Source organism: Brevundimonas bullata, from assembly GCF_003350205.1.
Lineage (GTDB): Bacteria > Pseudomonadota > Alphaproteobacteria > Caulobacterales > Caulobacteraceae > Brevundimonas > Brevundimonas bullata.
On sequence record NZ_QLLC01000013.1, the window covers coordinates 13,093 to 37,500 of the forward strand.

The following is a 24,408-nucleotide window of genomic DNA, read 5'->3' on the forward strand; positions in this document are numbered from 1 at the left end:
ACATCGGGCTTGTCGAACCCCGTAATCTCGCGTTACGCCTTACGTCGGCGGGATGGTCCCGCCGGAAACTGATATCTGAGGGGCTATAGTCTCATGACCATCCGTCGCCTGATGATCGTCGCCGCGGGCCTCAGCGCCCTGTCGCTGGCCGCCTGCCAGCAACCGGCGACCAAGACCGAAGAAGCCGCCGCTACGACCGCTGACGCCGCCGCCGATACGGCCGTCGTCGCGGCCGACCAGGCCGCTGACGCGGCTTCCGCCGCCGCCGGCGCCGCAACCGACGCCGCCGCTTCAGCCGGCGCCGCCACTGAAAAGGCCGCCGACGCCGCCGGCGCCGCCATGACTCCGGCCCCCGCTCCGGCCGCCCCGGCTCCCGCCAACTAAAAAAGTTCGGCCGTCAAAAATCCGGCCAGGGGCCGCTCCGACTGACGTCGGGGCGGCCCTTTCTTCATGCGGATAACGGGACTTCACGAACCCGTGAGAATTTCGCTTGCGGTTTCGCTCACGATCCCGTTATCTCCCCTCAGCGAGGATTCATGATCTCGCGTTTCCCTTCTGAAGGACAAAAAATTATGCGCATCACCGCTCTGATCGCCGCTTCGGCCGCCGCTCTGGCCCTGGCTGCTTGCCAACCCGCCGCCACCGACAAGGTTGAAGACGCCGCTGCCGACGCTTCGGAAGCCGCTGCGACCGCTACGGACGCCGCCGCCACCGCCGACGCCGCTGCCACCGACGCCGCTGCCGCCGCTGGCGAAGCTGCCGCCGCTGCTCCGGCCGCTGCTGCTGAAGCTGCTGCTGCCGCTCCGGCCGCCGCTGCTCCGGCTGCCGCCGCTCCGGCCGCTGCTCACTAAGACTTACGTCTTGGATCGCGGCCTTACGGGTCGCGATGCGGAAAGGGGTCGTCTTCGGACGGCCCCTTTTTTCGTGCCTGCTATCCAGCCGAGCGGCTGACGGCTAAAGCCCGGCCATGATCGACGACCCGCGCGAACAGTCCTCCGACGACGCCTCTCCCCGACTGGTCTGGGCCGAGGACGGTTCGCCCCGCTCCGGCCGGTTCGGCGACGTCTATTTCTCCAAGGACGACGGCCTGGCCGAAACCCGCGCCGTCTTCCTCGACGGCTGCGGCCTGCCGGACGCATGGGCGGATCGCGCTGACTTCACCGTGGCGGAACTGGGCTTCGGCACCGGCCTGAACATCGTGGCCCTGCTCGACCTCTGGCGCCGCACCCGCCCGTCTAACAGCCGACTGCACGTCTTCTCCATCGAAGGCTTCCCCCTGACCCGCGGCGAGGCCGCCCGCGCCCTGTCCGCCTGGCCCGAACTGGCCGAAACCGCGAACGCCGTCCTCGCCGTCTGGCCGGACGGAACCCCCGGCTTCCACCGCCTCGATCTGCCGCAATGGAACGCCCGCATCGACCTGGCCGTCGGCGACGCCCGGTGGGCGCTGGAGCAATGGTCCGGCCCGGCCGACGCCTGGTTCCTCGACGGCTTCTCGCCCGCCCTCAACCCCGGCATGTGGTCGCCCGAGATCATGGCCCTGATCGCCGCCCGTTCCGCCCTTGGCGCGCGGGTCGCCACCTTCACCGTCGCCGGCGCCGTGCGGCGCGGTCTGGCCGAGCAGGGCTTCGTCGTCGAGAAGAAGCCCGGCCACGGGCGCAAGCGCGAACGGCTGGAGGCGCGCCTGCCCTCGCCGCCGCTCGCCGCCCGTGCACAACGCCACATCGCCGTCGTCGGCGCCGGCATCGCCGGGGCCTCCGTCGCCCGCGCCCTGATCGCCGGCGGCGCCCGCGTCACCGTCGTCGAGGCCGAGCGCCCCGGCGCGGGCGGCTCCGGCTTTCCCGCCGCCCTCGTCACGCCCCGCCTCGACGCTGGCGACGCCCTGATCGCCGGCTTCCACGCCCAGGCCCTGGAACGCGCGCGCGCCCTCTATCGCGCCCTGCCCGACGCCGTGATCGCCGAAGGCGTGCTGCAACTGGAACAGACCCCGCGCGACGCGACCCGCTTCGACAAGGTCGCCGCCCAGGACCTCTGGCCCGCCTTCACCATGACCCGCCTCGACGCTGCCGCCTGCGCCCGCCATCTGGGCGAGTCCGTTCAGGCCGGCGGCCTGATGATGCAGGGGGCGCTGGCCCTGCGCCCTTCGGCGGTGCTCGAACCCTGGCTGACGGGCGCCGAACGCCTGACCGCCGCCGTCGCCGGCCTTCAGGCCGAGAACGACGGCTGGACCCTGCGCGACGCCGACGGCGCGATCCTGTTTCAGGCCGACGCCGTGGTCCTGACCGCCGGATGGGGGAACGCCGCCCTCGCGCCCGACCTTTCCCTCGCCCCGGTCGCGGGTCAGGCTCAGTGGATCGACGGCCCGACCATGCCGCCGGTCGCCTGGGGCGGTTACGCCGTGCCGACCGGAACCGGCCTGCTGTTCGGCGCCACCCATGACCGAGACCAGACAGACCTGACGCCCGCCGCGGAGGCCGCCGCCCGCAACCTCGCGACCCTGGCCGCCGCCCTGCCCGGCCTGGCCGCCCAGGTCGAGGCCGCAGACGGGGTTCAGACCCGCAAGGCCGTGCGCGCCACCACCCCTGACCGCCTGCCCGTCGCCGGGCCGCTCGCCCCGCCCGGCCTCTACGCCCTGACCGGCCTCGGCTCGCGCGGCTTCTGCGTCGCCCCCCTGCTGGGCGAGCATCTGGCGGCGGTCATTCTAGGCCAGCCCTCGCCCCTGCCCGCCGCCTTCGCCGCCCGCCTCGCGGCCTCGCGTGTCTTCGCGCAACCAAAGGGCTCCGCTCGCGCTAATACGGCGTAGCCAGATTTCCGCCATGCTCACGCGACGCCGAACTCAACGGAGCTTCCCATGTCCCGCCGCCTTCTGATCGCCGCCGCTGGCGCGACCGCTCTGGCCGCCTGCGCCCCGATGGCCCCCGGCGACGGCGCCCCGACCGCCTCTCGCGGCTCACAGTGTTTCTACACGGATCAGGTCGATAATTTCCGCGGAAACAACCAGAGCATCTACGTCCGCGCGCGCAACAAGGACGTGTTCGAGCTCCAGACCTTCGGCATGTGCTCCGATGTCGACTTCGCCTTCGCCATCGCCTTCGTGCCCAGCGGCGGGCTCAGCCGCCTTTGCGTCGGCGACACCTCACGCCTTCTGGTCGGCGTCCCGCCGCGTGAGCCCTGCCGCGTCCAGGTGGTCAAGAAACTGACCGAGGCCGAGGTCATGGCCCTGCCGTCCCGCGACCGCCCCTGACACAGAACTGAATCGTCGCCCATGGCGGCGAGGTTACTTCGCGGTAATGGTGGTGTGCGAGGTTTGAGAACGCTTCGCGGAAACGCTATGAAGCGTGGCTATCAAACTCGCGTCCGGCGCCGGACAGAATGGTTCGCGCCCTCCCTGCACCGACCCTTCAAGGATCTTCGCACGTGGCGACCACCCTTCGTACTCCGGCCCTCCTCCTCGCGGCGGCCGCCGCTCTGACCCTGTCCGCCTGCGGCGGCGGCGACGACAAGTCCAAGGCCGAAGCGCATGGCGCCTCGCGTCAGACCGTCTCCGCCGCCACGGCCGCCGAGGTCGCCCTGCCCCGTGTCATCGTCGCCTCGGGTTCGGTCTCGGCCTGGGAAGAGGTCCCGGTCGGCGCCGAAACCGGCGGCCTGACCGCCGTCGGCGTCTATGTCGACGAAGGCGCCTACGTCCGTCAGGGCCAGGTCCTGGTCAAGCTGAACGACGCCCTGCTGCAAGCCCAGCTGCGCCAGCAGCAGGCGGGCGTGCAGACCGCCGAGGCCAACGCCGCCCGCGACGACGCCGCCCTGGGCCGCGCCCAGGAACTGAAGCAACGCGGCTTCCTCAGCCAGGCCTCGCTGGACACGGCCCTGGCCAACCAGCGCGCCTCGCAGGCCAATCTGGCCTCGGCCCGCGCCGCGCTTTCGGAAATCCGCACCCGCCTGTCCCAGGCCGAGATCAAGGCCCCCGTCTCGGGCCTGATCATCAGCCGCAACGTCACCAAGGGCCAGATCGTCGAGGCCGGAACCCAGCTGTTCCGCATGGTCCGCGACGGTCGCCTGGAACTGGACGCCCAGGTGCCCGAGACCGACCTGCCCGCCCTGCGCGCCGGCCAGACCGCGACCATCACCTCCAACGAGGGCGTGACCACCACCGGCACGATCCGCATCGTCACGCCCGAGGTCGACGCCGCGACCCGCCTGGGCCTGGCCCGCATCACCCTGTCGCCCGGCAGCGGCCTGAAGCCCGGCATGTTCGCCCGCGCCGCCATCGACGCCGGCGCCCAGCCCGCGACCGTGGTGCCGACCGGCGCCGTCCTCTATCGCAACAACAAGGCCGGGGTCTTTGTCCTCGGCGCCGACAACGCGGCCAGCTTCCGTCCGGTGACAGTGCTCTCGCGCCGCGACGACCAGACCTCGGTCAGCGGCGTCGAACCCGGCGTCCGCGTCGTGGTCCAGGGCGCCGGCTTCCTCAGCGACGGCGACAAGGTCACGGTCTCCACCGGCCAGCCCGCCGCTGCGCCCGCCGCCGCCGCTCCGGCCAAGAAGTAGCCCCCGGCCATGAACAACATCTCCTCCTGGGCCATCAAGAACCCCATTCCGATCATCCTGCTGTTCGTCCTGCTGACGATCAGCGGCGTGATCGGCTTCTCGGGGATGCGGATCAACAACAACCCCGACATCGACTTCCCCCTGGTCGCCGTCACCGCCGCCCGTCCAGGCGCGGCGCCCAGCGAAATGGAGGTCCAGGTCACGCGTCCGATCGAGGACTCGATCGCCGGCCTGTCGGGCGTGCGCCACATCTATTCGAACATCTCGGACGGGGTTTCCTCGACCACCATCGAGTTCGAACTGGGCACCGACACCGAACGCGCCACCAACGACGTGCGCAACGCCATGAGCGGCGTGCGCGCCACCCTGCCCCAGGACATGCAGGAACCGACGGTCCAGCGCATCGACATCACCGGCGACGCCCTGATCACCTATGTGGTCCGCTCGCCGACGATGTCGCCGGAACAGATCAGCTGGTTCATCGACAACGAGATGAGCCGCGCCCTGCTGGCCCTCGGCGGCGTGGGCGAGGTCAACCGCTCGGGCGGCGTCGACCGTGAGATCCGCGTCGAGCTGGACCCCGACCGCCTGGCCGCCTACGGCGTCACCGCCGCCCAGGTCAGCCAGGCCCTGACCAGCGTCAACACCGACCTGCCCGGCGGCCGCGTCACCGTGGCCGGTTCGGAACGCGCCATCCGCACCCTGGGTTCGGCTGGTTCGGTCGAGCAGCTGCGCCAGACCCTGATCCCCCTGGGCGACGGCCGCAGCGTGCGCCTGGGCGACCTGGGCCGCGTCGAGGACAAGTGGACCGAGCCGCGCCGCCTGGCCCGCTACAACGGCCAGGAAGCCGTCACCTTCAACTTCCTGCGCTCGCGCGAGGCCAGCGAAGTCACCGTCTCGCAAAAGGTCCGCGAAGAGGTCGCCAAGATCGACGAGGCCCACCCCGAGCTGACCATCGAACAGGTCACATCCAGCGTCCAGTATATCGAGGAAAGCTACATCGCCTCGATCGAGGCCCTGGTCCTCGGCGCTGTCCTGGCCGTCATCGTGGTCTTCATCTTCCTGCGCGACTGGCGGGCCACCCTGATCGCGGCCACGGCCATGCCGATGTCGCTGATTCCGGCCTTCGCCATCCTCGGCCCGATGGACCAGTCGCTGAACGTGGTGACGCTGCTGGCCCTGTCGCTGACCATCGGCATCCTGGTCGACGACGCCATCGTCGAGATCGAGAACATCGTCCGGCACATGCGCGACGGCAAACCGCCCTACGCCGCCTCGATGGAGGCCGCCGACGAGATCGGTCTGGCCGTCGTGGCCACCACCTCGACCATCATCGCCGTCTTCGCTCCCGTCGGCTTCATGCCGGGCATCATCGGCCAGTTCTTCAAGGCCTTCGCCCTGGCCGCCTGCGTCTCGGTCGCCTTCTCGCTGGTCGTGGCGCGGACCCTGACCCCGCTGATGGCCGCCTATCTGCTGAAGCACACCAAGCATGAGGACAAGGACCCCCTGTGGATGCCCGGCTATCTGCGCGCCCTGCGCTGGTGCCTCGGCAACCGCTGGAAGGTCTTCGCCGTCGGCATCGCCATCTTCGTCGGCTCGGGCTTCCTGGCCACCAAGCTGCCGTTCGAGTTCAGCCCCTCGGGCGACCAGTCGCGCGCCGCCTTCCAGATCGAACTGCCGCCCGGCGCCACCCTGCGCGAGACCGACGCCGTGGTTCAGCGCGTCACCCGCGCCCTGCAAGCCCGCCCGGAAGTCACCTCGGTCTACGCCGCCATCGGCGGCCAGGACGTCAACCAGGCCAACATCTACGCCGACCTGGTCAAGAAGGGCGAGCGCAAGCTCAGCCAGCAGGCCTTCGCCCGCGAAATGGTCGACCAGTTGAAGACCATCCCCGGCGCCCGCATCAGCGCCGGCATCGCCCAGCAGGGCGGCGGTCCCAGCGACGGCACCCGCTACACCTTCGCCATTCTGGGCGACAACCCGACCGCCCTGAACGCCGCCGCGCGCCAGGTCGAAGAGGAGATGCGCGGCGTTCCCGGCCTGGCCAATGTGGTCAACACCGCCGCCATCGCCCGCCCGGAAATCCTGGTCACGCCGCGACCTGACGAAGCGGCCCTGGCCGGCGTCTCGACCGGCTCCATATCTCAGGCCGTCCGCGTCGCCACCCTCGGCGACGTCGATCAGAACCTGCCCAAGTACAACCTGGGCGACCGTCAGGTGCCGATCCGCCTGCAACTGACCGACACGGCTCGTCAGGACCTGAACGTTCTGGAGACCCTGCGCGTGCCCACCGCCTCCGGCGCCGCCGTGCCGCTCAGCGCCGTCGCCGACATCGAGTTCGGCGCCGGTCCCGCGACCGTCAGCCGTCAGGACCGCTCGCGCATCGCCTCGATCACCGCCGAACTGGACGGCATCCGCACCGGCGACGCCGCCCAGCGGGTGCAGAAGCTGCCCTCGGTCCAGAAACTGCCCGAAGGCGTGCGTCAGGTCCCGGCCGGGGACGCCGAGTTCATCCAGGAGATGATCACCGGCTTCGCCATCGCCTTCGGCACCGGCATCCTGCTGATGTACGCGGTCCTGGTCCTGCTGTTCAAAAGCTTCGCCTATCCGATCACCATCATGGCCGCCCTGCCCCTGGCCATCGGCGGCGCCTTCGTGGCCCTGCTGCTGGGCGGCTCCAGCTTCTCGATCTCTTCGCTGATCGGGGTGCTGATGCTGATGGGCATCGCGGCCAAGAACTCCATCCTTCTGGTCGACTACGTCATCATGGCCGAGAAGGACGGCATGTCCCGCTATGACGCCATCATGGACGCCGCCCACAAGCGGGCGCGCCCCATCCTGATGACCACCTTCGCCATGGGGGCCGGCATGGTGCCCGTCGCCATGGGCATCGGCGCCGACGTCGAGTTCCGTTCGCCCATGGCCATCGCGGTCCTGGGCGGCCTGATCTCCTCGACCTTCCTGTCGCTGCTCTACATCCCGGCCATCTTCACCATCGTCGACGACATCGCCGGCTGGGGCCGTCGCCGCATCGGCAAGGCCTTCGCCGGCCAGCACCGCATGGCCGACGAGCCCGCCCCGGTGAAGCCCCAGGCCCCGGTCGGCGCCCAGCCCTATCTGGGCGACTGAAGCCCCTAGATCGGACACGAAGAAAGCCCCGGAGAGCCCATGCTCCGGGGCTTTTTTTGATACCAAGGCGGCTGAGGCCTTCTTCCCTAAGGCCCGACGAAGCCCTCTAGCCATGGCCAAGCGCGAAGCATCGCCCGTCGCTCGTCACTCGCCGCCTATCCCAAGCCAGCAGTCGCCACACGCCCCAAACGCAGAAAGGGCGGCGGACCGAAGTCCGCCGCCCTTTCCTCAACCTGAAATCAGGTCAGACCTTAGAAGGACTTCGCGAGGTTCACGAAGGCCGTCCGGCCCAGGTAATCGTAGCCTGAGTACAGCGGAGCGTTGCCGACCCGGTTGTTATAGCCCGACGAAATGGTCGGCGGCTCTTCGTTCATCAGGTTGCGAACGCCGAGTGTGGCCGTCCAGCCGTCTGCCTGGTATTGAACCGAGGCGTTGTGCAGGAAATAGTCGCCGACTTCGAGATCGAACGGGCTGACCGAAGGATCAGAGATCCGACGATAGGCATAGTCGTCCGTACCCTGGATCCACTCGACGCCATAGCGCACGCGCCATTGATCCCAAGCGTACGAAACATCAGCCGTACCCGTGAACTCGGGGTTGTTCAGACGACCCTTGTACTCGATCAGGGGGTTGGCTTCGAACAGCTTGCTGGCGATCTGCGTGTACTGGGTGACAGCAACGTTGACCGCCGCGACGCCCGGACCAACGTCCTTGCGGTAGCGAGCGGTGTAGTCCAGGCCCTTGACGATGTCAGTGGCCAGGTTGACGTAGCCGTTCTGGACGGTCAGGCGGTTGTCGCCGGCGTTGCGCGAGACGAGGCCGCAGAAGCCTTCGTCAGCGGCGAACTCGGCAGCGCTCGAGTTGTAGCAACGCTCCAGGATGTTGGCGGCGCCGTATTGGGCCACGCCGTTCTTCACTTCGATTTCATAGTAATCGACTGCGAAGGCCAGATCGCCCCAACCCTCGGGCAGGGTCGGCTTCAGTACCATGCCAACCGTCATGTTGGTCGAGGTTTCAGCCTCAAGGCCAGCTTCAGAACCGCCCTTGGTGACGACGGCGACGCTGGACTTCTGGATGAAGTCCTTGTCCAGGCCTTCGGCCTGACAGTTGGCGACCAGTTCAGGCGTCGCCTTCGAGGTCAGCTCGCTGCACAGATCGTTAGCGGCGGCCAGGAAGCCGGTCGTAGCGCCAACGAACTGCTCGAACAGCGCCGGGGCGCGGTACGAGGTGCCGTAGGTGGCGCGGAACGTCAGCATGTCGACGGGCTGGTAAACCAGGCCGATCTTGTAGGTTGTGTCGTCGCCGTACGAGTCATAGTCCGTGTAACGGAACGAACCGTTCAGCGTAAGCGACTTGGCGAACGGCGCGTCGCGCAGCAGAGGCGCTTCGACTTCACCGAAGATTTCCCACACCGAATCCGAACCGCGGGTGATAGCCGAGCTCGAGTAGTTGTAGGTGTTGCCCGTTTGCGAATCGAGACCCGGAGTGTCGTCGATGGACGAGTCACGCCATTCGGCGCCGAAGAAGCCCATGACCTTACCGGCCGGCAGATCGAACAGCGGACCGTCGATACCGAAGCTGACGACCTTCTCTTCGTACTCGGTGACGCCCGTGACCGGACGGAAGACGTAGTCCACCCAGGCCTTCGGCAGAACGCCGCCGATCGTTTGACCGTTCACCGCCGGTGCGGCGATGCAGCCCGGGTTCGAGGCCAGTTGAGCGCACTGGAAACCGCCATTGCCGTTGCTGACAACGTCCAGGCTTTCGATCAGGCGGTTCGTCAGGAACTGCTGGCTGGTGTATTCTGAACGCGACTTGGCATAGCTGGCAGACAGGTCATAGCGCCATTCCGGGATGAAGAAGTCACCCTTGATGCCAACGACGTTACGGTTGAAACGCACGTCTTGCGACGAGACGTCGTTGCCGAAACCGATGAAGGCGCGGACGCCGATGTCCTGGCCCTTGTTCAGGCCCTGGTCGCCCGAGAAGACGCTGAAGCCCAGATCGGCCGGGATCAGAAGGCTGCCCTTGGCGTAGTCCAGCGTCAGCTGGCGATAGCCGGTTTGTGACGAGCTGCGGTTGTTGAACAGCACTTCGCCGTACACTTCTGCGTTGCCCAGCGCGTTCAACTGATAGGCGGCTTCACCATAGACGGTGGTGACTTCGACCGGCGAAATCAGCGAGCGGTTCAGCATGCGTTCGTCGAAGGTGTCGCGAACGTTAGAGTTCACGCCCTTGCCGCCGACGCCTTCGAAACCGGCCATGGGTCCGGTGATGCCCGAGTTCGGACGGAAGCGATCGAAGAGGACGTTCGGCGCGCCAGCAGCCGGGGTTCCGGCCACGCCGACGAAGGTACGGTTGCCCTTGGAGTCCAACGGCCCCTCAACAGCAACGCCGAGCGTGTTGATCGACGAGCCGTTCGAGCCCGTGCCGGTGATCGGATAGCATTTCGACTGGCCGGTGATCGGGTCGATGTAGTCGCTGCTCACGCCGTTGATCGGACGACGGCCGTCAGTCTGGCAACGCGTGAAGTCGCGGTCGCCCAGGCTCAGGGCTTCGCGATCATAGCGTTCCACCGAACCAGCGGCCCGCCAGCGGTCGCCACGGGCGCCAGCCGTCAGCGAGATGCGGCTCGACGCGCCGGCGCCATTGGCTTCCAGCGGCTCGTTGCGCTGGGCTTCGATGGTCAGACCTTCAATGTTCTTGCGGGTCTGGATGTTGATGGCGCCAGCCACGGCGTCCGAGCCATAGATCGACGAGGCGCCGTCGCGCAGGACTTCGACGCGGTCGATCATGGCGGTCGGCAGGACGTTCAGGTCAGCCGAGCCGACCGAACCGCGCGAGCCCGACGGCGAAACGCGACGACCGTTCAGCAGCACCAGGGTGCGGCTCGGGCCCATGCCGCGCAGGCCGATGGTGTTGGCGCCGGGGCCGCCGTTGGTGACGTAGCCGCCGTAGGAGCTATTGACCTGCGAGGTGCCGCCCGTGATCGCCGTGCTCTGCAGGGCTTCCGTGGTCGAGGCGAAGCCTTGAAGGGTCGCTTCTTCACGCGTCACGACCTGGGTCGGCGACGGGGCGTTGTAATTATCGCGACGAATGCGCGAGCCGACGACGACGACTTCGTCGACCGTCGATGCAGCTTCCTGGGTATTGGTTGCGTCCTGAGCGAACGCGGCTCCCGGAGCGAGCAGGGTCAACGACAAAGCAGCGGCGCTAGCCACCATCGTCGTGCCCAGCAGGTAGTTCTTGCGAGTGCTCATATGCCTCTATTTACCTGTGAATATTGAACAACAGATACAACGATCATTGAACGCTGTTTCGGATACCAATGTTCGACTCTACGTTTCTTGGTTGATCGAGGGCTAGGCAAAGCGTCACATAAGGGCAACCAAAATATTGCTGGAAAGCGACGATATGCGAAAAAGCGCGTCAATTTTGACGCCAAGGAACCCGTTTTAAACCACAATTCGTCCATTTATGGCGACAATCGGCCAAATATTGCCCGCATTGTGACGCTATTCGGCGCGATTAAGGCAAAGCTTGAGCCGGATCGCGGCGGCGGCGCGTTCGCCCCGCCTCCGCCGCCACAATCGCCGCCCTATGGCGTCCTCGGCCCGCGCGCACTACCTTGACGTTCATGGCTCGTTCTCCCTCGACACCGTCGCCCAAGCCCGTCCACGTGCCCGGCCAAAGCGCAGGCCAGAATCCAGGCATGCAGGAGATGGCCGCGCCCTTCGTCCACGACGCCCCGCGCGCTCGCGGCGGCAAGGCCATGCCCATGTTCGCCCCCGTCGCCGGCCCGCGCCTGACGCCGGAGGAGCCGCCCGCCGCCCCCGGCGACTGGGTCCCGCACCGCCCCTCGCGCGAGGGCAAGAAGAAGGGCGGCCGCTTCCGGCTGGAGACCAAATACACCCCCGCCGGGGACCAGCCCGCCGCCATCGCCGAACTGTCGGCCATGGCCGATGCGGGCGAGCGCGATCAGGTCCTGCTGGGCGTCACCGGCTCTGGCAAGACCTTCACCATGGCCAAGGTCATCGAACAGACCCAGCGCCCGGCCTTGATCCTGGCCCACAACAAGACGCTGGCGGCCCAGCTCTATTCCGAGTTCAAGGCCTTCTTCCCCGACAACGCGGTCGAGTATTTCGTCAGCTACTACGACTACTATCAGCCCGAGGCCTACGTCCCGCGCACCGACACCTACATCGAGAAGGACTCATCGATTAACGAGCAGATCGACCGGATGCGCCACTCGGCCACCCGCGCGATCCTGGAGCGCGACGACGTCATCGTGGTCGCCTCGGTTTCCTGCATCTACGGCATCGGCTCGGTCGAGACCTATACCGCCATGACCTTCTCCCTGAAGGTCGGCGACCAGATCGACGAGGCCAAGCTGCGCGCCGACCTCATCGCCCTGCAGTACAAGCGCAACGACCTGAACTTCGAGCGCGGCATGTTCCGCAAGCGCGGCGACGTGCTGGAGATCTTCCCCGTCCACATGGAGGACCGCGCCTGGCGCATCCAGCTGTTCGGAGACGAGCTGGAGTCGATCCAGGAGTTCGACCCCCTGACCGGCAAGAAGACCGCCGACCTGGAGGAAGTCACCGTCTACGCCGCCAGCCACTACGTCACCCCGCGCCCGTCGCTGAACCAGGCCATCATGGGCATCAAGGCCGAGCTGAAGGAGACGCTCGACTGGATGACCGAGAACGGCAAGCTGCTGGAGGCCCAGCGCCTCGAACAGCGGGTCCGCTTCGACCTGGAGATGATGGAGGCCACCGGCGCCTGCGCCGGCATCGAGAACTACAGCCGCTGGCTGACCGGCCGCGCGCCGGGCGAGCCGCCGCCCACCTTCTTCGAGTACATCCCCGACAACGCCCTGCTGTTCGTGGACGAAAGCCACGTCACCGTAGGCCAGATCAACGGCATGTTCCGGGGCGACTACCGCCGCAAATCGACCCTGGCCGAGTACGGCTTCCGCCTGCCCTCCTGCATCGACAACCGCCCGCTCAAGTTCGACGAGTGGGACGCCATGCGGCCCCAGTCGGTCTTCGTCTCCGCCACCCCCGGCCCGTGGGAGATGGAGCGCACCGGCGGCGTCTTCGTCGAACAGGTCATCCGACCCACCGGCCTGATCGACCCCCCGGTCGAGATCCGCCCCGTCTCCGGCGCCGCCCGCAACCAGGTCGACGACGTCATCGACGAGGTCAAGGCCGTCAGCCGCGCGGGCTACCGCTCCCTGGTCACCACCCTGACCAAGAAGATGGCCGAGGACCTGACCGAATACATGCACGAACAGGGCGTGCGCGTCCGCTACATGCACTCCGACGTCGACACCCTGGAACGCATCGAGATCCTGCGCGACCTGCGCCTGGGGGCCTTCGACGTCCTGATCGGCATCAACCTGCTGCGCGAGGGCCTCGACATCCCCGAGTGCGGCCTGGTCGCCATCCTCGACGCGGACAAGGAGGGCTTCCTGCGCTCCGAAACCGCCCTGATCCAGACCATCGGTCGCGCCGCCCGTAACGTCGACGGCCGCGTCATCCTCTACGCCGACCGCATGACCGGCTCGATGGAACGCGCCATCGCCGAGACCAACCGCCGCCGCGAGAAGCAGCAGGCCTACAACCTCGAACACGGCATCACGCCCGAAAGCGTCAAGCGCGACATCAAGGACATCCTCGACAGCCCCTACGAGTCCCGCGACCTCGACAAGCTGACCCGCCCCGGCGTCGCCGAAGAAGCCAAGCCCTTCCTCGGCTCCAACTTCCAGGCCGCCCTCAAGGACATGGAAGGCCGCATGCGCACCGCCGCCGCCAACCTTGAGTTCGAGGAAGCCGCCCGCCTGCGCGACGAGATCAAGAAGATGAAACTCCTCGACCTCGAATTCGCCAACGAAGCCCTCACCGGCGCCGGCGAAACCGTCGACACCTCAGCCCCCAAACGCTGGCGCAAGGAAGCGGCGGCCGAAAAGGCGGAGGCGTTCAGGAAGGGGCGGTAGGGGGCGGGCAGCCAGTTCCACTACCCAGTTGCCCATACGACCGCGAAGGCCGTATGCGCGAAGCTGCCCGCCGTCGCGACGAGATCAATAAGACAAAGGAGAAAGACCTGGAGTTTCGCTTAGAAGATGAGCGTGTAATAGATAATTTCAATCAACTACTTAAGATCTCTACTAGCTACTTCAGCTATAACGCTATGAGTCCTCTCATTATCGATCATAGATTCGATCAACGTCATTAGCTGGTCCATATTCCCCGCCGACTTCAGAGAGCCTTTAGGATACTGAAAGCGCCCCAGAAGGATGGCCTCAAGACTCTTCCTAGAAAGTTCCGACGACCCCAGCACAGCCTCCACTTCTTCCAATGAAGCATCGCGGTACAGCTCCGCTTCCGCCTCAACGTTTGATCGGAGCGCCCGCTTGCCCCCCCCCAGAAGGATCGCCTCGACATCCGCCTTCGGCAACCTGTGAAGATAGAGGAGCACATTTGCGAACGCGTTGACTGCCTCTGGCGGAGCACCAGCTTCAACCAACAGATTTCTTTGGTTCTCAAGGTGCTTGAGAACCATTCGAAGGGATCCGTACGTGGTCTTATTCAGGCTCAAAGTGCGTCTATCCGGATTTTCAGCTCGGTGCAGATCTTAGTCATCATAGGCCGCGCCTTCACGGAATTGGAGGTTTTTACCGCCCAAACAGGAAGCCCGACATTCAGCGCCTCTGGAACGCCAATAAGATTAGTACTTATAGTATCCAAGACTTGATTTCCGCGCCTTGCTCGCAATTGCGCCAACTGGGTCGTATGAATGTTAGTAACGCCAGACGCCGCACGCCCCGCCGTTTTCAATATTGACGGAGCAATCGCCACAAGATTTGTGTCAGCAACATAGCTTTTTGGCGTCGCTGCGGAATCGATCCGTCCATCCTGCTTCAACTGCTTCAACTTTCCGTCGATTTTAGTCTGAACAAGCGACAGGAAGTGCGTCACCCCTCGGCTTGACAGTTCGTCAGGAATAACAGGAACGATGAATCCATCGCTACAAGCGATGGCGTTCTGGCTTACAATTTTTGTAGCAGGCGGGCAATCTATGACGACGTAATCATAGTTATTATCGGCATCAATGAAATCAAGCCACGAGGCTAGGAGCGTCCTTTTCTCCCAGTCAGAAATAGTAGCATTTCCCATCGTAGTAGATGCAAGATCTATCTCAATGTCGTCCAGCTCAAATTGGGCAGGAACCAAGCTCAAATTACTATAATAACTATACCCAGGATACCTGGAAGACATTGGGTTATTAACAATAATTTCCGCACCAGGCATCGCCACCTTTCTATTTGTGAACGATTCAAATATGCGATTAACCGTTCGACCGGCGGTCACTCGCGTTTGCCAAGCAGCAGATCCAAGAGCGACAATCGAGAGGCTGGACTGATGGTCTACGTCTATAAGTAGAACGCGAGACGTTTTAGCCAAATGACAGGCAAGATGAAATGAAAGCGTTGTCTTGCTCACGCCACCCTTAAAGTTGATTACCGACACAATCTTCATAAAACCCCCCACCAAGACCGTTAAACCGATGGCAAATTAGCCATACCTATCTGTTGACCATATGACATACGCCAGCACGTCGTCACCATAATGCTGGAGTTTTTCGTACAAAGTTGAAAATTCAGCTTTTGCGCTTGCCAATCCTTCTCGCTTAATTGCGGCAGGTTGGATTTTGCAGGATTAACAATCAAAGGCCCGCGTATTAGTAACTCCCACCTACAGTAATTTCCCGCCCCTCCCCCTCCGCCATCCCCTTTCAGCTCGCCCTACCTTCCGCCCGTGCCACCCTGTGCTCGTTCCGTTGCATGGAGGGCTCGTGAGGCCTGCGACCTTGTGGCGACGGGAGCGGATGGAGCGGGCACTTGTCGGGCCGCGCGGCGTCCGTCGCGGTCTCCGGTCAAGGGCGCTGAAGCCCAGCGGACAGGTCGCGGCGGGCTTCGCCGCGCGACCCAGGATGTGAACGTGCGAGGCGGCAAGCGAACGCAAGCCTCCTCAATCGTGGTCTCAAGTCGCCCGCAAGGGCGATAGACCACACATCAGGACAAGGAGCCCATGACCCGTCCCCGCCCCTCGCGCCGCGACCGCGTCGCCGACCCTGACGACGTGAGCGACGTCCACCCCGCCGAACTGCGGCGGCTGCAAAAGGAGTTCTTCTCGCGCGTCGATCATCTGGCCGCCGCCTTTCAACGCAAGCGCGATGAGGCGATCGCGCGCGGCGCGCGTCTGCCGCCGGACGATCCGCCCTGGACCGCCGGGGCCTGAGGCTTGGGCGCCACAGGAGCGCAAAACTCCGCGCCTCCCTCAGATGAGTCAGGGAACGGCGCAGAAATTGCGGCATTATCGTGTCGAAGGGTGCATCATGTCGAAATCGAACAGTCCAGAATCCGACGACCGTCCCAACCTGCGGGTCGTCTCCTCTCCCGAGGCCGAGGTCTATGACCTGATGCGTGCGCCAGAGACCACAGCCGAGCGCGTCAAGCGCCTCCAGGCCGAGGCGCGCGCCCTGGCGCTCGAACAGGTCGAGGCCCTGGAAGAGGTCCTGCTGAAAGCCGCCGACATGGCCCGCGAAATCGCCGAGGGCGGCGACGCCTACCCCGTCGGCGCCCGGGAACTGGCCCAACGCCTGGGCCAGGACCTGCCGGTCAAGGCCGAGACCATGAAGGCCATCATCGCCAAGAGCCATCCATAACGCTGTAGGCCGCGGTCAGAAGGCTCCGCATAGGCTGCTTCGCGCCGCCCTTCGGGTCTCGACCCGACGCGGCCTCGGCGCTTCGCGCGGCCCCTACTCGTCATCCCGGCCGAAGCGAAGCGCAGAGCCGGGACCGCCCAGGACGCCGCCGTCAGCCCTTCTTGCGGTCCCGGATAGCGGCTGCGCCGCTTCCGGGATGACGACAGGGGTCAGCCTCACCCGACGATGTCGGAGAACTCCGGGTGGCGTTTGAGCCACGCCACCGCATAGCTGCAGTGCGGGATCAGGCTCAGCTTCTCGGCCCGCGCGTGCTCGGCCAGAGCCTGCATGAACTTCCCCGCCGCCCCCGTGCCGCGCAGGGCCGGATGGGCCTCGACGTGCAGGATGACCCGGGCGTGGCCGCGCACCGCATACTCGGCCCAGACGGGATGCTCGTTCCCGTCGGCGTCAGCAAACTCCTGCTGAAAGCGGCGGTCGGCAGGCTGGTCGCGGAAGGCGGTCATGAAGGCTCCTGAAATCAGGCCGGCCGATCGTTCAGCAGGGCCAGCAGACCTAGAACGCTTTTCACCGTGAACCAGATCGACACCAGCAGCAAAAGAAGTCCGAACAGCAGCAGGAAGGGAATGCCGATCAACAGGAAGGAGGCCACGGCGCTGACCGCGATCAGCCCCCACAGCACCACGGTGATCCAGAAGACCGACCAGAACAGCTTGATCTGCGCTTCGATATGCTGGGCCGCCAGCCCCGTCGCCGAGCCCCGGCAGGCATAGGCTACGACCAGCCCCGCCAGCACCAGCAGGTTGGCGCTGGGGATCGACAGAATATAGAGAATCCAGGCCAGAACCGCCCCGTCCCGACCATTGCCGCGCGCCTGGGAAATCTGATCAGTCATGACGGGCCTTTAGTAAAAGAGACGAAGGGGATGGGGGATCGGACGGCCTTCCAACAGGTCTTTCAGACCCAGGGCGCCGCGCACGATGGTCCACACCGCCATGACGAACAGGACGAAGACCCCGACGTTGACCAGGATCAGCACCACCCCGCCGACGATGGCGGCCACGGCGGCCATCAGGGTCCGCTGCTGAAAGATGAAATGGCTGCGCGCCACCGGCTCGGCGGGCGGGGCCTTGCGCCACATCCGCAACAGGCCGATCGCCGCCGCCACGCCGAAGGTCGGCACGGCGAAAAGGATCAGGGCGTATCCGACATAGAGGCTGGTCAGGTCAGGCGAGACCGCCGCGCTGTTGCTGCTGTAATCGCCGGACTGGACCATCGGAACCTCTTGAACGAGGCGCGACAATGGCGGGACGCAACGCCCCGCGCAACCGGCCTCAGCGCGAATAGGCGACTTCGCAGCCCGCCGCCGCCGCGCCGGGAATGGCGCCGGGCTTCTCCACCCGCACCTTGACCGCCAGCACGCGATGATCCGCCAGACAGGCCAGAGCCACCCGCTCGGCGAAGGTTTCGACCAGGGCGATGTGCTCGCCGCCCGCCAGTTCCCGCGCGATCCGGGCCACGCCCTCATAGTCCAGCGTATCGGACAGGCGGTTGATCGGCCCGGCGCCCAGGTCCAGTTCGACGTCCACGAACAGGGGCTGCAGCCGACCATGCTCATGGGCGTGAACCCCGATGGCGGCCTGAACCTCCAGCCCGCGCACCAGCACGGTCAGACCCAGACGGCGCGGCTCGGACAGGGGCAAGGGGGTGACGACGGCGCTCACGACCAGGTCTCCGGCGGCAGAAGGTCATTGATGCTGAAATCGGCCCGGTCGCACCAGTCGCCCAGCTTCCAGGCCCGCTCGGCCTCGGTCAGGCCGCGCGTCAGCACGGTATTGGTCGGCGTCTCCTCGATGGCCAGTTCGGCCAGGCAGAAGGGCAGGCCCTCAGCCTTGAGGATGGCCTCCAGCTTGCGCCACAGGGCGATGACCAGGGCCTCGGTCGTCGGATCGCCGTCGATGGTCAGGACCTGGTTCAGCCGCTGCGGCTCATGGCTCTGGAACCAGTCCAGAAGCGGGTCGGCGCGGTTCAGCTGGAAGGCATGGTCCAGGCTGCGGTCGACGAAGCCGTGCCAGCGCCGCTTCAACTGCTCGAACGAGGCCGCGTGGTTCGACTGGCCGAAGGCGATCTCGGCCGTCGGCTCCAGCGTCACCTTGACGAACTCATTGTGCCCGTGCGGCACGGCGCACTTCGACCCCGCATCGGCGATCAGCCGGTGCGCCATCGAGAAGCGGCGGGTGAACTGGACGGCAGGCATCAGAGGCAAGGGTTCCGAAAACGCAGTCGCCCCATATAGGCGCCGCGAAGGGTTCGCGCATCAACACCGTGACGGCGGCGAAGTAAAGGCCGCCTCAGGGAAGCGGAATCCCGTCAAAGGCCACGTCCCGCCCACGACCGATCAGGCTATCGCCCCCGTCAATGGTCAGGTTCTGCCCCGTCAGGCTGGGCGTTTCGAGCACGAAGCGCACCGTGCGGGCCACGTCGTCCAGCGAGGCGCCGCGCCCCAGCGGAGTGTCGCGCCAGGCGGCTTCGTACTCGGCCTCGGTCTGCTCGCCACTGCGCAGGATCAGGCCGGGCGAGACGCCGCACAGCCGGATGCGGGGCGCCAGCCCCATGGCCAGGGTCCGCGTCAGCCCCGCCAGCCCGACCTTGCCCGCCGTATAGGCGAAGAAATCCGGGTTCGGGCTGTCCACCTTGTGATCCAGGATATTGACCACCACGCCCTGCCCGTCCGCCGCCTCGATGGCCCTGGCGAAGTCGCGGATCAGGAAGACTGGCGCGGTCAGGTTCGAGGCCAGATGCTCGTCCCACGACGCCTCGGTCAGGGTCGCCAGGGTATCATAGCGGAACAGGGAGGCGTTGTTGATCAGGGCGTCGATCCGCCCGAAATGGCCGACCACCCGGTCGATCAGGCCGTCACGCTCGCCCGCCTCATTCAGGTCCGCTTGAAAGGCCGCCGCCCGCACGCCCTGGCCCGACAGCTCGACCACGAGGGCGGCGGCCTCGTCCGCCCCGCCGCGATGGTGGACGGCCACGTCCCAGCCCGCCTCGGCCAGAGCCCGCGCCAGACCGGCGCCCACGCGGCGCGCGGCGCCGGTGATCAGCACCACCTTGTTCAGGGGCTCGTTCATTCAGCCCGGCCTGCGGCGGAAGATTTCCACGCCCGCGCCGGCGGCTTCGGGAAAGATGTCCGGCTTGGTGATCCGCACCCGGCAGGCCTCGACCGGCGGCAGGGCGAAACAGAACCTGATCAGTTCCTCGACCAGGGTCTCCAGAAGCTCGACGTGCTCACGCCCGCGCCAGCCGTTGATGTGATCGCGCACCCGGTCGTAATCGATGAAGTCGCCCTGCGCCAAAGGCCAGGCGGCGAACATCTCGACATTGACGATCAGCCGCGTGGGGCGCTCAGGGTGCCGCTCCCACGGGTGCAGGCCGATGCGCACATCGACCGCCACGTCCGACAACAGGACGCGGACATGGTCCCCGGCGTGACGCCAGTCGAACCCGCCCGCGCCGGCAGCGGATTCAGTCAACCCGGCCGAACTCGAAGAAGTTCACGGCGGCGATGACGGCGATGAAGGCGAAGATGATGGCGATGGCCAGCATGGGAAGGCTCCTGTTCAAAGCTTCGCATAGAGGCACAGGCGCGACTGTTCAAGCCGCCCCGCCAAAGCCTATCATCGCCTCATGACCACCTGGCGCACCCGAATCGAGCCCTTCACCCGGCCTGTCTTCTTCGCCGTCTCGCGGATGCGGCGGGGCATGACGCTGGGCGTGCGCGGACTGGCGGTCGACGGCGAGGGCCGGGTGCTGCTGGTCAAGCACACCTATCTGCACGGCTGGTGGCTGCCGGGCGGCGGGGTGGACAAGGGCGAGACGACCCAGGCCGCCGTGGTCCGCGAATTGCGCGAGGAGGCGGGGCTGATCGCCCAAAGCGAACCGCGCCTGATCTCGGTCCACTCCAACGAGCGTTTCTTTCCCGGCGATCACGTCCTGGTCTTCGCCATCGACGCCTTCGACCTGACCGAGCGCACCAGCCATGGCGAGATCGCCGAGATCGGCTGGTTCGCCCCCGACGCCCTGCCCGAGGATACGACCCGCGCCACCCGCGACCGCCTGGCCGAGATCTTCGGCGGCGCGCCCGCCGATCCGAACTGGTAGAGACGGCCCATGCAGGTTCCCATCCTCGTCTTTCTGACCTTGCTGATGGCGGGCGCCGCCACGGCCTTGCAGGGTCCGACCAACGCCAGGCTGGTCACGGCGGTCGGGTCGCCGGTGAACGCCGCCTTCATCTCCTTCGCGGTCGGCACGGTGGCGCTGGGCTGCCTGGCCCTGGCCTTGCAGACGCGGCCTGACGTCGGCGCGATGAAGTCCCTGCCGTGGTGGGCGTGGATGGGCGGGCTCTATGGCTGCGCCTTCGTGGTGTCGGCCGCCTGGGGCGTGCCGCGCCTCGGGGTCGCGACCACCATCACTCTGATGATCGCGGGTCAGCTGGCGCTCAGCCTGATCCTCGACCATTTCGGCGCCCTGGGCGTCGAGAAGCAGCCTCTGAGCCTGGGCCGCATCGCCGGGATCGCCCTGGTGATCGGCGGCGTGGTTCTGGTTCGCCGGTCCTGACCCTATATCCCGCCCGATGACCGACGAGACGACTGACATTCCCGGGGAGACCGAGGCCCCGCTGCCGCTTCAGGCCGCCGAGCTGATCGCCGACGAGGCGCGCCGCGCCCCCGACAAGCCCGGCGTCTATCGCATGTACGGCGAGGACGGGACCTGCCTCTATGTCGGCAAGGCCAAGTCGCTCAAGAAGCGCGTCATCCAGTATGCGCAGGGCCGCTTCCACACCCAGCGCATCGGCCTGATGGTGTCCCTGACCCGGTCGATGGAGCTGGTGGTCACGGCGTCGGAAACCGAGGCCCTGCTGCTCGAATCCAACTTCATCAAGAAGCTGAAGCCGCGCTTCAACGTTCTGATGCGCGACGACAAGTCCTTCGCCGAGCTGATGATCCGGCGCGACCACCGCGCGCCCCAGGTGCGGAAGCATCGCGGCGCCCACAACATTCCGGGCGACTATTTCGGCCCCTTCGCCTCGACCTGGGCGGTCAACCACACCCTGAACACCTTGCAGAAGGCCTTCCTGCTGCGGTCCTGTTCCGACAGCGTCTACGAGACCCGGACGCGGCCCTGCATGCTGCATCAGATCAAGCGCTGCTCGGCGCCCTGCACCGGCCTGATCTCGCTGGAGGACTACTCAGAACTGGTGAACGAGGCCGAGGCCTTCCTGCGCGGCAAGTCGCGGACGGTGATCAGCCGCCTGTCGCAGGAGATGCAGGCGGCGTCCGACGAAATGGATTTCGAGACCGCCGCCCGCGTGCGTGACCGCATCCGCGCCCTGTCGGCCATTTCCATGGAGAACAGCGTCAACGCCGACGGCGTGGCCGAAGCCGACGTCTTCGCCCTGCACGCCGAGGGCGGGCAGGCCTGCGTGCAGGTCTTCTTCTATCGCGCCGGCCAGAACTGGGGCGGGCGCGCCTATTTCCCCCGCGTGGACAAGACCGACAGCGACCCCGAAATCATCGCCGCCTTCCTCGGCCAGTTCTACGAGGACAAGCCGATCCCGCGCCTGATCCTGTCCAACGTCCGCCCGCACGAGCTGGAGCTGCTGGAAGCCGCCTTCTCGATGAAGGCCGAGCACAGGGTGGAGATCGCCCGGCCCCTGCGCGGCGGCAAGCTCAGCCTGGTCGATCACGCCCTGACCAACGCCCGCGAGGCCCTGGGCCGCAAGATGGCCGAGAATTCGGCCACGTCGAAGATCCTGGACGAGGTCTGCGAGGCCTTCGGTCTGGACGCTCGGCCTGAGCGGATCGAGGTCTATGACAACGCCCATATTCAGGGGACCAATGCGGTCGGCGGCATGATCGTCGCCGGGCCTGACGGCTTCCGCAAGAACCAGTACCGCAAGTTCAACATCCGCGGCGACGACCTGACCCCCGGCGACGACTACGGCATGATGCGCGAGGTCATGCGCCGGCGCTTCGGCAAGATGGTCAAGGACGAGGAGGCGGGCGAGGCGGTCGAGCGCCCGGACCTGCTGCTGATCGACGGCGGCGCGGGGCAGCTGGCCGAGGTGCTGGCGGTGCTGGCTGACCTGGGCGTGGACGACATCACCGCCGTCGGCGTGGCCAAGGGACCGGATCGCGACGCGGGCAAGGAGCACTTCTTCATGCCCGGCAAGCCGCCCTTCATGCTGCCGCTGAAGAGCCCGGCCCTCTACTACATCCAGCGGCTGCGCGACGAGGCCCACCGCTTCGCCAACGGCGCCCACGCCAAGCGTCGCTCCATGGACATCACCAAGAACCCGTTGGACGAGATCGAGGGCGTCGGGCCGGGGCGCAAGAAGGCCCTGCTGCACGCCTTCGGCTCGGCCAAGGGCGTCGGACGGGCCTCGGTCGCCGATCTGGTCAAGGTCCCCGGCGTCAATCAGGCCCTGGCCGAGCGCATCCACGGCTTCTTCCACAAGTCCTGATCGGGACTTGAGCCGGAAACCGCTGCGGGTTTAGGAAGGCGCTCATGACCGATGAACTCACCGACGGCTATCACCGCTTCCGCCAGAACCGCTGGCCCGCCGAGCGCGCCGAGTATGAGGCCCTGGCCGCCAACGGCCAGAAGCCGCACACCCTGGTCGTGGCCTGTTCCGACAGCCGCGCCGATCCGGCCCTGATCTTCGACACGGCGCCGGGCGAGCTGTTCGTCGTGCGCAACGTCGCCAACCTGGTCCCGCCCTATGAACCCGACGGCAAGCTGCACGGCGTCTCGGCGGCGCTGGAGTTCGGCGTCAACGTGCTTCAGGTCAAGCGCATCGTGGTCATGGGCCACGCCTTCTGCGGCGGCGTGAACGCCATGCTGAAAGGCTCGCCATCCAACTGCCAGGACTTCGTCGCCCCCTGGGTCGAGCAGGCCGCCCCGACCGTGCGCCGCGTGGTCGAGGACTTCCCCGCCGATCAGGTGGAGCGGGTGGCCGAGGAGACCGTGGTGCGCCTGTCGATCGACAACCTGCGCACCTTCCCCTGGATCGCAGAGCGCGAGGCGGCGGGCGATCTGGTGCTCAGCGGCCTGCACTTCGGCATCGCCGACGGCATCCTGTCCAAGCTGACCAGCGCCAAGCGGTTCGAGCGCCTGGGCTGAGCCTTCGCTGAGAGGACAAGTCGCCGCCCTCGCCTCTTGTGGCGAACCGTGCCACACCCTCAGGCGTTGCAATGGACGTGATGATGACCTCTGCCCACAAAGCCAACCCGATCCCGAACATCCTGACCGGCATTCGTCTGGCGGCGGGCGTGGTCATGTTCCTGCTGCTGGCCGGCGCCACCAGCGGCTTCCCCTTCGTCTCGGCCATGCTGAGCCCGGACGACCAGTTCGCCATGTACCGGACCGGCTTCTGGATCTTCGTCATCGCCGCCTCGACGGACTGGATCGACGGCTACCTGGCGCGGCGCTGGAACGCCGAGACGCGCTGGGGCGCCATTCTGGACCCGATCGCCGACAAGATCCTGGTCACGGGCGCCATCCTGGGCGTGCTGACCTCGGGTTCGGTGCAGCAGATCATCATCCCCTGCGGCCTGATCCTGTTCCGCGAGTTCGCTGTCTCGGCCCTGCGCGAGACCATGGCCGGGCGCATCACCCTGCCCGTCACCCTGGCCGCCAAGTGGAAGACCACCCTGCAAATGGTGGCCCTGGGCTGCCAGTTGTTCGCCCGCAACTGGGACGGCTGGGGCCTGCCGTTTGACTACCTGCCCCACTTCCAGCTGTTCTCGGACACCCTGATCTGGCTGGCCGCCCTCATCACCCTGTGGACCGGCTGGCAGTATTTCAACGCCGCCCAGAAGCAGATGCGGGATCTGTAACCAGCCCTTAGTCGGTCCCTTCTCCCGGTGGGAGAAGGTGGCCCGAAGGGCCGGATGAGGATCGCCGATATCCGTCGGCGCGCGCCGCCCGCGCCACGGCTGCCGCCGACTG

General features: G+C 66.4%; 24 protein-coding genes. 14 read left to right on the forward strand and 10 right to left on the reverse strand.

The features are described from left to right. Positions 1 to 93 precede the first annotated feature (93 nt). The 6 genes from DXK21_RS07965 to DXK21_RS07990 all read left to right on the forward strand — a co-directional run bounded on the left by DXK21_RS07965 (position 94) and on the right by DXK21_RS07990 (position 7,671). The gene (locus DXK21_RS07965; protein WP_114817256.1) at positions 94 to 384 is read left to right on the forward strand and encodes a hypothetical protein; all 291 of its coding nucleotides are present in this window, start codon (positions 94 to 96) and stop codon (positions 382 to 384) included. A 188-nt stretch (positions 385 to 572) separates the two neighbouring features. Next, positions 573 to 851 (forward strand): hypothetical protein, encoded by a 279-nt coding sequence (locus DXK21_RS07970; protein WP_114817257.1) that lies wholly within the window; start codon positions 573 to 575, stop codon positions 849 to 851. 116 nt (positions 852 to 967) lie between these two features. Then, positions 968 to 2,800: a tRNA (5-methylaminomethyl-2-thiouridine)(34)-methyltransferase MnmC2 gene (gene mnmC2 / locus DXK21_RS07975; protein ID WP_114817258.1), complete on the forward strand. Its 1,833-nt coding sequence runs from the start codon at positions 968 to 970 to the stop codon at positions 2,798 to 2,800. Positions 2,801 to 2,848: 48 nt separating this feature from the next. Next, positions 2,849 to 3,241 (forward strand): DUF6491 family protein, encoded by a 393-nt coding sequence (locus DXK21_RS07980; protein WP_114817259.1) that lies wholly within the window; start codon positions 2,849 to 2,851, stop codon positions 3,239 to 3,241. A 173-nt stretch (positions 3,242 to 3,414) separates the two neighbouring features. Then, positions 3,415 to 4,542 carry an efflux RND transporter periplasmic adaptor subunit gene (locus DXK21_RS07985; RefSeq protein ID WP_245945144.1) on the forward strand — a complete coding sequence of 376 codons (1,128 nt, stop codon included), beginning with the start codon at positions 3,415 to 3,417 and terminating at the stop codon, positions 4,540 to 4,542. Between the two features lie 9 nt (positions 4,543 to 4,551). Then, a complete protein-coding gene (locus DXK21_RS07990; RefSeq protein ID WP_114817261.1) occupies positions 4,552 to 7,671 on the forward strand; it encodes an efflux RND transporter permease subunit in 3,120 nt (1,039 codons plus the stop codon). A 251-nt stretch (positions 7,672 to 7,922) separates the two neighbouring features. On the opposite strand, the gene DXK21_RS07995 is transcribed toward DXK21_RS07990, so the two are convergent. Next, positions 7,923 to 10,931: a TonB-dependent receptor domain-containing protein gene (locus DXK21_RS07995; protein ID WP_114817262.1), complete on the reverse strand. Its 3,009-nt coding sequence runs from the start codon at positions 10,929 to 10,931 to the stop codon at positions 7,923 to 7,925. Positions 10,932 to 11,308: 377 nt separating this feature from the next. On the opposite strand from DXK21_RS07995, the gene uvrB reads away from it, so the two are divergent. Then, on the forward strand, positions 11,309 to 13,669 hold the full coding sequence (uvrB, locus tag DXK21_RS08000; protein WP_114817263.1) for an excinuclease ABC subunit UvrB: 2,361 nt from the start codon (positions 11,309 to 11,311) through the stop codon (positions 13,667 to 13,669). A gap of 155 nt (positions 13,670 to 13,824) precedes the next feature. Here uvrB and DXK21_RS16905 read toward each other — a convergent pair whose 3' ends face one another. Then, positions 13,825 to 14,235 (reverse strand): hypothetical protein, encoded by a 411-nt coding sequence (locus tag DXK21_RS16905; protein WP_245945145.1) that lies wholly within the window; start codon positions 14,233 to 14,235, stop codon positions 13,825 to 13,827. Between the two features lie 32 nt (positions 14,236 to 14,267). After that, positions 14,268 to 15,212 (reverse strand): ParA family protein, encoded by a 945-nt coding sequence (locus DXK21_RS08010; protein WP_114817265.1) that lies wholly within the window; start codon positions 15,210 to 15,212, stop codon positions 14,268 to 14,270. A gap of 552 nt (positions 15,213 to 15,764) precedes the next feature. Between DXK21_RS08010 and DXK21_RS08015 the strand changes: the two genes are divergently transcribed. Further along, complete coding sequence (locus tag DXK21_RS08015; protein WP_114817266.1) at positions 15,765 to 15,974, forward strand: hypothetical protein; 210 nt, start codon at positions 15,765 to 15,767, stop codon at positions 15,972 to 15,974. Positions 15,975 to 16,071: 97 nt separating this feature from the next. Next, positions 16,072 to 16,401, forward strand: coding sequence for a hypothetical protein (locus DXK21_RS08020; protein ID WP_114817267.1), 330 nt, complete (start codon positions 16,072 to 16,074; stop codon positions 16,399 to 16,401). Positions 16,402 to 16,616: 215 nt separating this feature from the next. Here the strand turns inward: DXK21_RS08020 and DXK21_RS08025 are convergent, their stop codons facing one another. The 7 genes from DXK21_RS08025 to DXK21_RS08055 all read right to left on the reverse strand — a co-directional run bounded on the left by DXK21_RS08025 (position 16,617) and on the right by DXK21_RS08055 (position 19,931). Beyond that, on the reverse strand, positions 16,617 to 16,904 hold the full coding sequence (locus DXK21_RS08025; protein ID WP_114817268.1) for a GNAT family N-acetyltransferase: 288 nt from the start codon (positions 16,902 to 16,904) through the stop codon (positions 16,617 to 16,619). A gap of 14 nt (positions 16,905 to 16,918) precedes the next feature. Next, the gene (locus DXK21_RS08030; protein ID WP_114817269.1) at positions 16,919 to 17,293 is read right to left on the reverse strand and encodes a hypothetical protein; all 375 of its coding nucleotides are present in this window, start codon (positions 17,291 to 17,293) and stop codon (positions 16,919 to 16,921) included. A 9-nt stretch (positions 17,294 to 17,302) separates the two neighbouring features. Beyond that, entirely contained in the window at positions 17,303 to 17,674 is a 372-nt protein-coding gene (locus DXK21_RS08035) for a serine/threonine protein kinase (protein ID WP_114817270.1), read from the reverse strand. Positions 17,675 to 17,732: 58 nt separating this feature from the next. Then, positions 17,733 to 18,122, reverse strand: a complete 390-nt coding sequence (gene folB, locus DXK21_RS08040) for a dihydroneopterin aldolase (RefSeq protein WP_114817271.1) — start codon at positions 18,120 to 18,122, stop codon at positions 17,733 to 17,735. Continuing rightward, complete coding sequence (locus tag DXK21_RS08045) at positions 18,119 to 18,655, reverse strand: 6-pyruvoyl trahydropterin synthase family protein (protein ID WP_114817272.1); 537 nt, start codon at positions 18,653 to 18,655, stop codon at positions 18,119 to 18,121. Before DXK21_RS08045 ends, folB begins: the two co-directional genes overlap by 4 nt. Positions 18,656 to 18,749: 94 nt before the next feature. After that, positions 18,750 to 19,529 (reverse strand): SDR family oxidoreductase, encoded by a 780-nt coding sequence (locus DXK21_RS08050; RefSeq protein ID WP_245945146.1) that lies wholly within the window; start codon positions 19,527 to 19,529, stop codon positions 18,750 to 18,752. Beyond that, positions 19,530 to 19,931 carry a dihydroneopterin aldolase gene (locus DXK21_RS08055; RefSeq protein ID WP_114817273.1) on the reverse strand — a complete coding sequence of 134 codons (402 nt, stop codon included), beginning with the start codon at positions 19,929 to 19,931 and terminating at the stop codon, positions 19,530 to 19,532. It abuts the gene before it with no gap. 154 nt (positions 19,932 to 20,085) lie between these two features. Between DXK21_RS08055 and DXK21_RS08060 the strand changes: the two genes are divergently transcribed. From DXK21_RS08060 to pgsA, 5 genes are all read left to right on the forward strand, one after another. After that, complete coding sequence (locus DXK21_RS08060; RefSeq protein WP_114817274.1) at positions 20,086 to 20,559, forward strand: NUDIX domain-containing protein; 474 nt, start codon at positions 20,086 to 20,088, stop codon at positions 20,557 to 20,559. A 9-nt stretch (positions 20,560 to 20,568) separates the two neighbouring features. Next, positions 20,569 to 21,015, forward strand: coding sequence for a DMT family transporter (locus DXK21_RS08065; protein ID WP_114817275.1), 447 nt, complete (start codon positions 20,569 to 20,571; stop codon positions 21,013 to 21,015). Positions 21,016 to 21,031: 16 nt separating this feature from the next. Continuing rightward, a complete protein-coding gene (uvrC, locus tag DXK21_RS08070) occupies positions 21,032 to 22,921 on the forward strand; it encodes an excinuclease ABC subunit UvrC (protein WP_114817276.1) in 1,890 nt (629 codons plus the stop codon). Between the two features lie 44 nt (positions 22,922 to 22,965). Beyond that, entirely contained in the window at positions 22,966 to 23,580 is a 615-nt protein-coding gene (locus tag DXK21_RS08075; RefSeq protein WP_114817277.1) for a carbonic anhydrase, read from the forward strand. Between the two features lie 83 nt (positions 23,581 to 23,663). Beyond that, positions 23,664 to 24,296 (forward strand): CDP-diacylglycerol--glycerol-3-phosphate 3-phosphatidyltransferase, encoded by a 633-nt coding sequence (gene pgsA / locus DXK21_RS08080; protein WP_114817332.1) that lies wholly within the window; start codon positions 23,664 to 23,666, stop codon positions 24,294 to 24,296. Positions 24,297 to 24,408: the final 112 nt, after the last annotated feature.